The sequence below is a fragment of the Rhodococcus sp. WAY2 genome, from assembly GCF_009859915.1.
Classification (GTDB): domain Bacteria; phylum Actinomycetota; class Actinomycetes; order Mycobacteriales; family Mycobacteriaceae; genus Rhodococcus_F; species Rhodococcus_F oxybenzonivorans.
Map to the genome: position 1 here is coordinate 2009341 of NZ_CP046572.1, position 12815 is coordinate 2022155.

Annotated in this window: 14 protein-coding genes; 7 read left to right on the top strand and 7 right to left on the bottom strand. The window is 62.4% G+C overall.

Going from position 1 to position 12815, the window contains the following annotated elements:
• Positions 1–41 precede the first annotated feature (41 nt).
• The 6 genes from GFS60_RS09415 to GFS60_RS09440 all read left to right on the top strand — a co-directional run bounded on the left by GFS60_RS09415 (position 42) and on the right by GFS60_RS09440 (position 4908).
• Positions 42–1235 carry an LLM class flavin-dependent oxidoreductase gene (locus tag GFS60_RS09415; protein WP_159920672.1) on the top strand — a complete coding sequence of 398 codons (1194 nt, stop codon included), beginning with the start codon at positions 42–44 and terminating at the stop codon, positions 1233–1235.
• Between the two features lie 46 nt (positions 1236–1281).
• A complete protein-coding gene (locus GFS60_RS09420; RefSeq protein WP_159920674.1) occupies positions 1282–1638 on the top strand; it encodes a VOC family protein in 357 nt (118 codons plus the stop codon).
• A 105-nt stretch (positions 1639–1743) separates the two neighbouring features.
• Positions 1744–2544, top strand: coding sequence for an SDR family NAD(P)-dependent oxidoreductase (locus tag GFS60_RS09425; protein WP_159920676.1), 801 nt, complete (start codon positions 1744–1746; stop codon positions 2542–2544).
• The gene (locus GFS60_RS09430; protein WP_159920678.1) at positions 2541–3440 is read left to right on the top strand and encodes an SDR family NAD(P)-dependent oxidoreductase; all 900 of its coding nucleotides are present in this window, start codon (positions 2541–2543) and stop codon (positions 3438–3440) included. The genes GFS60_RS09425 and GFS60_RS09430 overlap by 4 nt, the downstream gene beginning before the upstream one ends.
• Positions 3441–3665: 225 nt before the next feature.
• The gene (locus tag GFS60_RS09435; protein WP_236603491.1) at positions 3666–4388 is read left to right on the top strand and encodes an SDR family NAD(P)-dependent oxidoreductase; all 723 of its coding nucleotides are present in this window, start codon (positions 3666–3668) and stop codon (positions 4386–4388) included.
• Between the two features lie 52 nt (positions 4389–4440).
• Positions 4441–4908, top strand: a complete 468-nt coding sequence (locus GFS60_RS09440) for an SDR family oxidoreductase (protein ID WP_236603414.1) — start codon at positions 4441–4443, stop codon at positions 4906–4908.
• Here the strand turns inward: GFS60_RS09440 and fdxA are convergent.
• Genes fdxA through GFS60_RS09455 form a run of 3 tightly spaced genes read right to left on the bottom strand, consistent with a single transcriptional unit; the run spans position 4792 to position 7467 of the window.
• Entirely contained in the window at positions 4792–5142 is a 351-nt protein-coding gene (fdxA, locus tag GFS60_RS09445) for a ferredoxin (protein WP_159920684.1), read from the bottom strand. The genes GFS60_RS09440 and fdxA overlap by 117 nt on opposite strands.
• 16 nt (positions 5143–5158) lie before the next feature.
• The gene (locus GFS60_RS09450; RefSeq protein WP_201453536.1) at positions 5159–6178 is read right to left on the bottom strand and encodes an NAD(P)/FAD-dependent oxidoreductase; all 1020 of its coding nucleotides are present in this window, start codon (positions 6176–6178) and stop codon (positions 5159–5161) included.
• Positions 6175–7467, bottom strand: a complete 1293-nt coding sequence (locus tag GFS60_RS09455) for a cytochrome P450 (RefSeq protein WP_159920686.1) — start codon at positions 7465–7467, stop codon at positions 6175–6177. The genes GFS60_RS09450 and GFS60_RS09455 overlap by 4 nt, the downstream gene beginning before the upstream one ends.
• 540 nt (positions 7468–8007) lie before the next feature.
• On the opposite strand from GFS60_RS09455, the gene GFS60_RS39055 reads away from it, so the two are divergent.
• Positions 8008–8277: an SDR family NAD(P)-dependent oxidoreductase gene (locus GFS60_RS39055; protein ID WP_236603415.1), complete on the top strand. Its 270-nt coding sequence runs from the start codon at positions 8008–8010 to the stop codon at positions 8275–8277.
• A gap of 364 nt (positions 8278–8641) precedes the next feature.
• On the opposite strand, the gene GFS60_RS09465 is transcribed toward GFS60_RS39055, so the two are convergent.
• From GFS60_RS09465 to GFS60_RS09480, 4 genes are all read right to left on the bottom strand, one after another.
• Positions 8642–9943 carry a bifunctional 3,4-dihydroxy-2-butanone-4-phosphate synthase/GTP cyclohydrolase II gene (locus GFS60_RS09465; protein WP_159920688.1) on the bottom strand — a complete coding sequence of 434 codons (1302 nt, stop codon included), beginning with the start codon at positions 9941–9943 and terminating at the stop codon, positions 8642–8644.
• Positions 9944–10038: 95 nt separating this feature from the next.
• On the bottom strand, positions 10039–10563 hold the full coding sequence (locus GFS60_RS09470; RefSeq protein ID WP_159920690.1) for a flavin reductase family protein: 525 nt from the start codon (positions 10561–10563) through the stop codon (positions 10039–10041).
• A 24-nt stretch (positions 10564–10587) separates the two neighbouring features.
• Complete coding sequence (locus GFS60_RS09475; protein ID WP_236603416.1) at positions 10588–11661, bottom strand: hypothetical protein; 1074 nt, start codon at positions 11659–11661, stop codon at positions 10588–10590.
• Positions 11658–12731: an LLM class flavin-dependent oxidoreductase gene (locus GFS60_RS09480; protein WP_159920692.1), complete on the bottom strand. Its 1074-nt coding sequence runs from the start codon at positions 12729–12731 to the stop codon at positions 11658–11660. The genes GFS60_RS09475 and GFS60_RS09480 overlap by 4 nt, the downstream gene beginning before the upstream one ends.
• Between the last annotated feature and the right edge of the window lie 84 nt (positions 12732–12815).

The window sequence follows — 12815 nt, forward strand, 5'->3', positions numbered from 1 at the left end:
CCCGATTGGACAACCCGCGTAACCAAAGGAAGTGATCGATCGTGACCAGCCATGAGCGCACGAGGATGAAGTTCGGCGTCTTCCTCGGACCCGAGCACAAGCCGTCGAACAATCCCACCTGGGACCTCGAGCGTGACTTGCAATTCGTCGAACACCTCGACAAGCTCGGGTTCGACGAAGCCTTCGTCGGCGAACATCATTCGAGTGGCTGGGAGATCATCTCCAGCCCCGAGCTCTTCATCGCGGCCGCCGCGCAACGAACCCGGCACATCAAGCTGGGTACCGGAGTGATCTCGCTTCCCTACCACCATCCGCTGATGGTCGCCGAGCGCATGACACTGCTGGATCATCTCACCCGGGGCCGGCTCATCATGGGAGTTGGGCCGGGCGCACTTCCATCCGATGCGGCCATGATGGGGCTGGAATACTCGTCGCTCCGGGAGCGAATGGAAGAGTCGCTCGAAGCGATTCTCGCTCTGTTCACTTCCGACGGCTGCATCGATCGTAAGACCGAGTGGTTCGAACTTCGTCAGGCGCAGCTGCAGATGCTGCCCTACACCCGCCCCCACCCGGAGTTGGCTGTCACAGCGGTCATCTCGCCGGCGGGGGCGATGTTGGCCGGACGATTCGGGCTGCCGATGCTGGCCCTCGCCGCCGCAACCGACGCCGGCAGTCGCGTACTCGCCGAACACTGGGACATCTACTCGGAACAGCGGGCGCTGCACGGGCACGGACCGGGAGACCGCCGGGACTGGCGGCTCGTGAGCGTCATTCACGTGGCCCCCACACGAGAGGAAGCCGAGCGGCAGGTTTCATACGCCATGGAAGACGCCGGCCGCTACCTGTTCCGCGACGCGAGTTTCCTGAAGGCAATCTATGACTCGTCGGGTCTGGACGAGGGAGCACCGATCCTCGACGTGTTCCGCGCCTCCAATCTCGGTGTGGTCGGGACTCCACAAGATGCAATCGAGCATATCGAGCGCATGCAGGAAATGTCCGGCGGTTACGGCACTCACCTCATCCGGGTACTCGACTGGGCCTCGCCCCAGGACACCCTGAACTCGTACGAGTTGTTCGCTCGCGAAGTCGTGCCCCACTTCCAGGATTCGAATCGGCGTCGAATCGAGAACTGGAACACCTTTCACAACTCTGAAGGCGACTTCCAGGTCGCGCTCGGTGCCGCGAACGCGCGCGCCCGCAAACGCTACGAGGACACCAAGTCGAATCGTCTGTAAGCACCGACATCCAAGGGCCCTCTCGAAGAAATTGGAGAACCACACCATGACCCAGCAGGTTTCCGTCGGGAATGTGTTGTATCCCGTCGACGACGTCGACTCCGCGGTGAAGTTCTACGGATCCGTTCTGTCACTTCCAACAAAGTTCCAAGACGGCTCACGATTCGCTGCACTGGACGGTGGCAAGGTCACCGTCGCGATCGCCGGACGCGAGGAGGACGTCACTGACGGTCGCGTCGCCGCGTCCTTCAAGGTATCCGACGTCGCGTCCGCCGTAGACGCGGCAGTTGCCGCCGGAGCCAAGGTAGTTCGCGATCCTGAGGACGGGCCGCATGAGACTCGTGCGGTCGTGCTGGACCCCTGGGGTAACGCAGTCGTGCTCTACGCACCCCTGAAGGCGTGAGGGACGACGTTTCCGGTCCATTCGGCGGGTAGGTCGCTGAAGTTGGTCGTCGACGGCCGCTATACCGCGCAGTAAACGCGCTGTGCAAGGAAAGGACGGCGAGCGATGTCGAGTGCCGCACTCGGATTGGAGGGCCGCACTGCGCTTGTCACCGGCGCTGGAAGTGGTATCGGCCGCGCGACGGCGATCGAACTTGCCAACGCAGGCGCCGCGGTGGGTTGTGCGGATGTCGACCAGCAATCATGCCGAAGCTGCGCCGAGGAGATCACGGAACAGGGAGGCACGGCATTCTCCTACTCCTTGGACGTGCGCTCTGCAGCCGACTTCGAGTCCGTAGTGTCGAATCTGCTCCTCCGGACGGGGCGAATCGATGTCCTGGCGAACGTAGCCGGAGCGATCACGGCCCGCGGACCCGTCCTGTCCATGCGCGACGACGAGTTCGACGAAGGTCTCACTCTCAACCTGAAGAGCTTCGTGTACGGTTGTCGCGCAGTCGGCACGGCGATGATCAGCGGTGGCGGTGGAAGCATCATCAATGTCTCGTCCGGAACTGTGGATGGCCACGCGCCCGACCTCGGGGCGTACAGCATCCCGAAAGCGGGTGTCCTGCAGCTCACCCGGACACTCGCGATGGAGCTCGGCGGTGATGGTGTGCGGGTGAACACCGTCTCGCCGGGGTACATTTCGACGTCGATGACCGCCGCGCATTATCGGAATGCAGACGGCACGCTGAACGATGAGCAGCAGAACGCAGTCGACAGTGAGCACAGTGCCTCGATCCCGCTGGGCCGACCGGGTCGGGCGAGGGAGGTCGCCACCGCCGTCACCTTCCTGGCCTCGGATGCTGCTTCATATATCACCGGCCAGATCATCCGGGTCAACGGCGGACTGGTGATGCCGCTGTGACGGTGAAGTTCGAACTTCCGCCGGTTCCTGACTTCGTCTTTCCAGGGTTCGCGGACAGTTGCGCGGTCGTCATCGGTGGAGCGAGCGGCGGGGTCGGTTCGGCGATGGTCCAGCTCCTCCTGCAGGCCGGCTCGTCTGTCATCATGGTCGACCACGACGAAGAGCGTTCGGGACACCTCGCAGCGGCCTTGGGCCACGAGGTGCGTCTGCATTCGGTGCTGACGGACATCACCAACGAGGACGGGATTCGCGACCTCGCATCAACTCTCGATCGAGCTGATCGACCGGTCAGGCACCTCGTCAATGTCGTCGGCGGCGTGTCCGGCGACGATATCGGACACTTCCTTCATCTCGGATCGGACCAGTGGACTCGCGCTCTCGCGATCAACGTGACCTACGCACTGCGAACCAGCCAGACCGTTGCCCGGCGCATGGTAGACGGGAAGCGCGGTTCGATCGTCAACCTGTCCGTCGCCGACGCCGATCGATCGATGCCGTGGTTTGCGTTCTACGGAGCAACACGATCGGCTCTGGACTCCCTCACGCGCACGATGGCCGTTGAGCTCGGCCCCTTCGGAGTCCGAGCAAACACCGTGTCGTGGGGCCTGATCAATTCACCGAGGATGCACCCGGCAAGCACATCCGAGGGGAATCGGGAACGCGGCATCATTCCGCTGGGCCGGCGGGGACTGGTTGCCGATGTCGCCTCTGCCGCGATGTTCATGTTGTCGGACCTGTCCCTGTATGTCACGGGACAAAACCTGGCGGTCGACGGAGGATTGTCGCAGTGTGGGCCGCACTACGAGCACACCGAGAACATCCCTGTGTTCCTGGAATCTGAACCTGCGCGCGAGGCGCTTGCGGGACAGTGGAACAGCATCGTGTGCCCCGACTAGCAACGGTGGAGGATTCGGATAGTCGGCAGCGTTATCGACCGCGGCGGCGACCTCTCGAATCCGCGCATCGATCGGTGCCATCTGCCCACAGGTGGCTGATTGCGCACGCTCGGGGCATCTCCTGTGACGTGACTGAACAAGTAAGCGCGAGGGTGGAGGACTCCATCCATAGCTGCAACTGGAAGGAAGGGGCTCGCCGTGACCGGTCGGGTACTGAACAAAGTTGTGATCATTACTGGTGGATCGTCGGGATTGGGCCGAGCAACGGCCGAATTAATGATCGCAGAGGGAGCGAGGGTGGTGATCGCCGACATCGATGGCGACCGCGGCAAGGCAGTAGCCGCCGAGATCGGCGCCAATTTCCTACAGGTCGACGTGAGTCGTCCGGAGTCGGTGGATGCGCTCGTGAACTTCACCCACGACAAATACGGGCGAGTCGACGTGATGTGCAACAACGCAGGAGTTTCCGCCAACCACTCTCTGGTCGAGACGAGCGACGACGAGTTCCATGGGACGGTTTCGGTCAACTTCGGCGGTGTCTTCTACGGAACGCGCGCGGCAGGCCGGTTGATGGCGAAGCAAGGACACGGGGTCATCGTGAACGTTGCGTCGAACGGTGGGATGTCGCCCACAGCGGGGATGGCTGTATATAGCGGAACGAAGGCTGCCGTGGTGGCGATGTCGAAAGCGTGCGCACTGGAGCTTGCGGGCGCTGGTGTTCGGGTGAATACGATCTCACCCGGGGCGATGCTGACTGCGATGGTTCCCGACATCGACGGAATCAAGCAGGTCCTCGACAAGCTCCAACCCATCGGATACGCAGCCCGACCCTCTGAGATCGCGGCCGGGATCCTGTTTCTCGCGTCGGACGACGCCGGTTACGTGACCGGTCACGATCTGGTTGTCGATGGTGGGGCGACAGCAGGGCGTCCTGCAGTGGCAATATAGTCGGGGACGGCAACCCGTCGGTGGTGTTTCGTCGCTAGCCGGAATCAAAGCCGTGAACAAGCTCTTCCACTGCGAGGGTCCCGAACAATTCAACGCCGACCGTGAAGTTCCCTGCCCTCGGGAACGGGACATCATTCCACTGGGCCGGCGGGGACTGGTTGCCGATGTCGCCTCTGCCGCGATGTTCGTGTTGTCGGATCTGTCCCTGTATGTCACGGGGCAAAACCTGGCGGTCGACGGAGGATTGTCGCAGTGTGGCCCGCACTACGAGCACACCGAGAACATCCCGGTGTTCCTGGAACCTGCACCTGCGCGCGACGCGCTTGCGGGAGAGTGGAACAGCATCGTGCCCCGACGGCCGGCGACGGCGCTGATCCCGGCGGTGAGACCAGCGCCCACGTCGTCATTGCGGGCTAGTCGCGCTTCGGTAGTCGGCGACCAGCGGAGTATCTACCCCGACGTCTCCGAACTGGAGGGCCCCACCGGGGTTGCCGATCGGTTCCTCACGCCCGGGCAATAGCTCGGCGAAGAATCGGCGAGAATCGTCGATGAACGTTTGGTCGTTCGAGGGTACTTGCTTATCGACGGTGATCGCGTCCACCGGACACGCCGGCTCGCATGCACCGCAATCGATGCACTCGTTCGGATTGATGTAGAGCTTGCGGTCGCCGACGTAGATGCAGTCTACGGGGCACTCTTCGACACACGATTGGTCTCTGGTGTCGATGCATTTCGAGTTGATGACGTACGGCATCGGTTGATTCCTTTCCTCACACGTTCACACGCTGCGGTTCGGTAGTGGCAGGATCCTGGTCCGTGCTGTGTCCGGGGAAGACGGTCGCGGCTGGATCAATAGAGGCAGCAGCGTTATTGACCGCAGTGGCGACCTCGCCGAACCCCACTGAGATCAACCGGACCTTGCCGGGATACTCGGTGAGGTCCCCGGCCGCGTAGATCCCGTCGGCACTGGTTTGCATGCGTGTGTCGACGACTACGTGTCTGTTGTCCCGAAGGTCGACGGACCACGATCGAACCGGTCCGAGATCCGCCGTGAAGCCGAGCGCGGCAATGACTCGTTGGGCCGGCCGGATATGCGAGACGGACCCCTGGACCACCTCGACCTGCTCGACGCAATGAATCCCGCTGATCCCGGTCACCTGCGCGTTGGTGAGCACCTCGATTGAGCTGTTCCGCAGGGCTGTCACGGTGGCGGAATGTGCCCGGAATGTGTCTCGTCGATGCACGAGGGTCACGCTTCGGGCGGAGCCCTCCAATGCCAGTGCCCAATCACATGCGCTGTCACCCCCACCCACGACGACAACGTCGGTATCGATCATCTCGGAGAGGTTGCGGACGAAGTAGGTCAATCCGCGGCCAAGGTGCCCGTCGCCCGCCGGGAGCGGTCTTGGCTTGAAGGTTCCGATGCCGCACGTCAACACGACGGCTCGCGCTCGAATTTCGGTATTGGCCGATGTCGTGACCTGGAATCTGTGGCCCGTCGGGTCGTGTACCGGTTGCAGATGTTCTGCACGTTGATCGAGGAGGTAGATGGGGTGGTAGCGGTCCGCCTGCTTCCTCAATCCGTCCACGAGCTCGCGCCCGAGGACGGCGGGAAACCCGGCAACGTCGTAGATAGGTTTCTCGGGGTACATCGCCGTAATTTGTCCGCCCACCTCGGGCAGCGAGTCGATGACGGCCACGGTGAGTCCGCGGACACCGGCATAGTAGGCGCCGTACAGTCCGGTAGGTCCCGCTCCGACGATCGCGAGGTCTACGTCGATTGGGGTCATTTCGATATGTCCCACGCGACGGGCAGTGAATCCATTGCACGTTGGACAACGCTGACGCGGTAGGTGGGGGGTGCGCTGTCGGCAAGACGTAGCGTCGGGACGTGTTCGGTGAGGACGTCCAGTACCACTCGGAGCTCCAGGCGGGCAAGGGGCGCGCCGAGGCAATGGTGGATTCCCACACCGAATCCTATGTTCTCGGCGGCATTCGGACGATCGAGGACGTACTCGTCCGGGTTTTCGAACATCGTCTCGTCGTGATTGGCCGAGTCCTGGAGCAGGAACAAGCGGGCGCCCTTCGGAATTGTGACGCCTCCGATCTCCACGTCCGCGTTGGCGAATCGGAAGCCGCCGATCCCGGCCGAGTCGAGGCGTATGGATTCCTCGACAGCGTTCGGGCGAAGTGCCGAATCTCTGACGACGGTGTCCCATGCCCCCGGTGTTACCATCAGTCGGTAGACGAGGCTCGCGACCTGATTGCCCGTTGTGTCGTTGCCTCCTAGGCTGATTGCGGTCATGATCTCGACGATCTCACGATCGGTGAGATCCGCAGTACCGTCGGCGACAGCGGCGAGGGTTTCGCTCATGAAGTCGTCCTGTGGTCGCGCGCGTCTCTTCGCCAGCAATTGGTACATGTACTCGACATACTCGATATAGCCTTCGGCGCGTACTCGCTGCTCCCGCACAGACATCGGCGTGAAGAACAACCCGAACCAGTCGTCGACCCACTGTTGCACCTTCTCGGTGTCCTCGGAGGGAATGCCGAGGAAGCGGGCCGTGATGCGGGCGGGCAGAAGACTGGCGAACTCGGACACGAAGTCCGCCTGTCCGCGGGGAAGTAGCTCTTCAATCATCTCGGTTGCGTGTGCCCGTACGTCGGGTTCAAGCCGTGCCATGGAGCGCACCGAGAACGACCGCGCAACGCTCCGCCGGAGACGAGTGTGGAGGGGCTGGTCGACGCTGGCGAGAAACGTCTCCAGTGTGGCGTTGTGCTCGGTGAGGAGGCGTTCGACGTGGGGATCGATCCGCGCCGCCGCGGCGAGGCTGCCGACCGAGCTGAAGGACTGGTGATCGAGGAACACGTTGCGGATGTCGGAGTAGCGGCTGAGGACGTGCGAGTCGAGCTGCGCGCTGGCGAACACCGGCTGTTGACTGCGGAGCCGCCGGTAGAAGTCAAAGGGGCTGCTGACGTGCCGTGGCGAGGAAACATCGAAGTCGTCGGCGTCGAATGCGTATGGGCATCCCGCACTTTCGTGAGGATGGGGTTCGGTCTCGGTCGGCTGATTGCTCACGTTCGGTTCTCCTCGAGTGTCCGTAGAGGGGTTCGAGCTCAACGGACCGTGTGCGTGCTCCTGGGGGCACGCGGGCATCCGTCGCCGCGATCGGTTGAGATGTAGCAAATGCTAGGTCAATTACTTCGTCACAGCAAGAGGAATTTGAGAGGTGGGTCACACGAGGCTGACTGAATCGTGATTTGCGAACGTGGTCGCTCCCCACCCCGACCCAACGACGCGCGTTCGAACTCCTCGATACCGCCATCCCCTGGCGGTCAGGTAGCCAGAACAACCACAACCGAAACCAACGAACCCCCAGCTCAACTGGGGGTTCTCTCGTCCGCCTAACCGTAACTTCGGACTAAAAGGAAGGGCCCCCCATGACCGGTCAGTTGGTGAACGAGATCGTAATCATTACCGGCGGATCGTCGGGATTAGGCCGAGCAACAGCTGAATTGATGTTGCAGAGAGAGCGCGAGTCGGCATCGCAGGGGCATGAATGGCGAGTGAGCGGAGAAGGTAGCGGCGGAGATCGGTGCCACTTTCGTTCTGGTCGACGTGAGCCGTCCGGAGTCGGTGGATGCACTCGTGAACTCCACCCGAGACAGATACGGACGGATAGACGTGATGTGCAACAACGCGGGAGTGCTCGCCAACCGCTCACGGGTCGAGACGAGCGACGACGAGTTCCATCGGACGGTTTCGGTCAACTTCGGCGGTGTCTTCTACGGAACGCGCGCGGCAGGCCGGTTGATGGCGAAGCAAGGACACGGGGTCATCGTGAACGTTGCGTCGAACGGTGGGATGTCGCCCACCGCGGGGATGTGATCCTGTTTCTCGCGTCGGACGAGGCCGGATACGTCACGGTCACGATCTGGTCGTCGATGGTGGGGCGACAGCAGGGCGTCCTGCAGTGGCAATATAGTCGGGGACGGCAACCCGTCGGGGGTGTTTCGTCGCTAGCCGGAAATCAGAGCCGTGAACATTGCAGATCTGCGCTGCACACGGCTGCTCTGAGCGCCCGTCCCAACTCAGTCGACACCTGTGGTGATACGCTGAGCCACAGCGACACTCGACTGGTCACCGGTCCAGGTCCCGGCTCGGGTTTGTAGATTCCGCACATCACCTACGAGCGTGCCGGCGTGCGCGGGAGTCCCTACTGTCCGCGCACGAGTACGGCGGTGGTGGCCTGTCACCCTGCGAACTCCGCAACCTCCGCGATCGGCATGATGGAGTGCCCCAATCTAGTTTCTTTGGTGCGTAGATAGTCGATGTTGTGGCGGTTGACATGTGGAGGTCGGGTCACACGTGCTGTTACTTCGACGCCGTACCTCGACAAGGCGCTGATCTTGTCGGGATTGTTGGTGATCAACCGCGCGCGTGTCACGCCGAGGTCCCTGAGAATGGCGGCCGCAGCAGCATAGTCCCGTGAGTCGACGGGCAGACCTAATTCGAGGTTCGCATCGACTGTGTCGTAACCGTTCTCTTGGAGCGCGTAGGCAGCCAGTTTCGCCCCCAGCCCCACGCCGCGTCCTTCGTGGCCGCGAAGATACACGAGGACCCCAGTACCTTCAGCTGCGATCAATTCGAGAGAGTCCTGGAGTTGGGGACCGCAGTCGCACCTGAGTGATCCGAGAATATCGCCAGTCAGGCATTCGCTGTGTATGCGAACGAGCGGTGACGCTGTCGCCGAGGAGTCGGCTAGGTGCGGTGTTCCGGCGACCAACGCGAGGTGCTCCACGCCGTCGTGCGCTGCGAAAGCATGCCCGGTGAAGGCGCCGAAGGCCGTCGGGATTCGGGCTTCCGAGACGCGTGTGACAATTGACTCTCGTTTCCGTCGATGCTCGATGATGTCGCGCACGCAGATGATTCTCAGATCGTGTTGATGTGCAAACTCGAAGAGTGATGCACGACGGGACATCTCACCATCGTCGTCCACGAGTTCACAAAGGACACCCAGAGACTCGAGTCCAGCCATTCGACATAGGTCAACGGTTGCCTCCGTGTGCCCTGGACGCTCCAGTACGCCTCCCGGCCGGGCCAGGAGCGGCATCACGTGACCCGGCCGAGTGAGAGCATCAGGGAGAGTCTGAGGGCTGGCAAGCGCACGAGTAGTCACCGCGCGGTCTGCTGCAGAGATACCTGTCGTGACGCCGTCACGTGCATCGACCGACACGCCGAACGCGGTTCTGAGGATTTCGCTGTTGCCGTCGGGCGGAACCATCAGTGGCAGGCCAAGCGTCGCTGCACGTGCTTCGGTCATCGCGACACAGACAAACCCGGATGTGTGGCGGACGATGAAAGCCATCTTCTCGGTTGTGACGTGCTCAGCCGCCATCACCAGATCGCCCTCGTTCTCCCGGTTCTCGTCATCGAGGACGACGACGATTTCACCGCGTGCAATGGCGTCCAGAGCCGCTGGCACGGTATCGAACCGTTCATGTGTCACCGCAGTGTCGTGCTGTCCGTCAACCGGTGAAATGTGTGTTGTCATGGTGCCTCCGACAATGCAGGGGTTCGTGGACTCGACGAGGAGTGCGTGGACGGGAGAGGGTGATTCGCGTTCGGCTCCGGCGGCGTGGTGCGGATTCAGTCGGCGAAGTGCAGTCGTCCGTACTTACCCCGGTGAAAAAGAAGGGGTGAGCGTCCGTCGGCATAGAGGTGCTGGACCCGCGACACCACGATCACGTGGTCACCCGCGACATGTTCGGCTTCGACACGAGCCTCGATCCAGGCCACAGCGTTCTCGACGACCGGTGCACCCGACGGTGAGGGCCGCCACGCCAGTCCGGCGAACTTGTCACCGCCTTTGACCGCAAGTTGGCGGCCGACGTGTTCCTGATCCTCCGCGAGGATATTGATCACGAAGGTTTCGGCGCGCTTGATGGCCGGCCATGAACTGCTCGTGTGGGCGACGCAGAAAGCCACGAGAGGCGGATCCAGGGAAACCGAGGTGAAGGAGTTTGCTGCCAATCCGGCGCCTTCTCCGGATTCCGGATCCAGAGCCGTGATCGCGATGACACCGGTAGCGAAGTGACCGAGTACCGATCGCATCGCTGCGGCATCAACCTCGGGAAGACCGGTGACGTGTTGCAGTGGTGATGTCGCGCTCATTTCAACCTCCGAGAGTTGTTCGACTTACAGATGGTGCCCGCGCTCGTCCCTGATCGAGGGCGGAGCGGAATCCTCGCGTACGTGAGGGTCGATTTCGACCTGCACGGATATCGGGGTCATTGCGCTGATGGCTTGCTCGATCCGTGCGTGCCACATGCCGTTCTTCACAAGGCTCTCGCGGTTGAAGGAGACGAAGACCGTCGCCGAGTCCAGCGTTCCCTGCCGTGCTACGCGCAGTTCCCAGTGTGCGATGCCGTCGATGCCGCGAAGTGCCTTCGTGAGCGCGGTGAAGGAGATCCATCGGCCGCGGATGAGGAGAAGGTCACCGTAGGTATGTGTGGGCATGGTGAGGGATTCACCGTCCCTGCTGCTCAGATACCCAGTGCGCACGCCGATGTGCGCGAGGCTCGAGTGCCACGGGTACCTCACTACGATTTCTGCGAGTTCACCGTTTGCCGACGTTTCCGCGGGTGTGGCGAGTTCGAGTAAGCCTTCGTGTGTCGGGGTGAGCGCAGTGGCGTTCTGGGTTTTGTGTGCCATCGGGATCCCGCTGAGGGGGTCGGTGAACAACTCGACGGTGTGGGCACCGAATTCACGCCCCAAGTGTTCGATCTTCTTCGGATCAGCGATCTCACCGGTCAGTACGATCAGTCGGAGTTCCAGGTCCAAGGGCTCGACCAGGAATTCGAGGTGAAGCCGTGCGAGGAAATCCGAGACTCCGGTGGCCGTTCCCACCAGAACGTTGGCGCGCATGTTCTCGACTGTGCGCAGCAACCGCATTCGTCCGCGAGGTCCGGTGCTCGCCGCTGCCGCCGCCACTTCCGCGGCCGCCTCTGCGACCAGGGTTCCCCCGAGCTCACCGTCATTGTTGAGTGAGACGACAACGCGATCGGTGGCTTTGACGCCCGCGTCGGTGAGTGTTTTTGCGGTCAACGCGACCGCGGCCGCACGATCCTCGGCTGAGAGTGGGAACGCTGCAGTAGCAGTTGAATCGACGTGCAAGAGTCCCTTGGCCTTAGCCGCCGTGATTCCTGCTGTGGAGAGGTTTCCTCTGCTGATCGGCTCGGGAAGCGTCTCGACGGTTTGGGTGTCTGTCATCGGATCTCCACAACATCGGAAGCGAACAGCTTGATCGAGCTCAGGACATGCTCGTTGTCGAGGCCGCCGACCTGGAACTGCCCGATCAAGTCGGTGACGCCGGCTTCCTCGAGCCGCTGCACAGCCTTGCGGGACCCCTCGACATCGTCGATCACAATCATCAGGTTGTCGCGAAGCGTCTCGATGGCCTCGTCCTGAGATTGACCAGCGGCGAGTGCTCCGAGGACGCGGTGGCTCGCGTGCCGTGCGTCGTAATAGTCGGGGGGCGCAACCAGGTTGACCTGGCGACGGATGTACCACATCACCGCGTCGGCGGCATTGGCATGCGCCTCATCGGTCGTGGGCGCGACGTGCCACGGAATCATCAGTGCGATCTTGCGCGTCTCCGGGTCGAAACCGTGCCGGGCCAACTCGGCCTTGTACTTCGCGATGTCCTCGGCGACGTCGTCGATGCCCTTGAGCATGGTCATGCCGAGGAGGTTGTAGCCTCGCCGTGCAGCCTGCAGGTAGCCGTCGAGGCTCGTCGATGCCACCCACACAGGCGGGTGCGGTTCCTGCAAGGGGCGCGGGTATACCCCCACGGCGGGGACGCTCCAGTACTCGTGTTCCGCGCTGTAAGGTTCGCCGTCGGCCTCCCAGATCCCGAGCACGGTGTCGAGGTTTTCCTCCCACAGTGTGCGGGACTGCTCGAAGGGGCGCTGAAAGGCCTGGTACTCGAGTGGGGACGCTCCACGGCCGGTGCCGAACTCGATGCGTCCTCCCGAGATGATGTCCATGGTCGCTACGCGCTCGGCGGTGCGAATCGGGTGTGAGAACGGGAGGAGAACGACGCCGAGCCCGAGCCGAATCTGTTTGGTGACCCGTGCAAGTGCGCTCAAAACGATATCGGGAGCCGAGGAGTGCGAGAACCCGCGAGTGAAGTGGTGCTCGACCATCCATGCCGTGCTGTAACCGAGCCCATCGGCGAGAGTGACCTGCTCGATGAGATTCTCGAACGCCTGCTGCTCGACCTCTTTGGTCCGCCCACGTACCTCGAGTTCATATCCGAGGCCTGCCCGCAGCTTTGCCATGCCAACTCCTGTCAGTAGTACCAAGCGATCGCTTGGGTTTGCCTCTGTTCGACCTTGACTTCGCTAGCGTAACCCAAGCGCTTG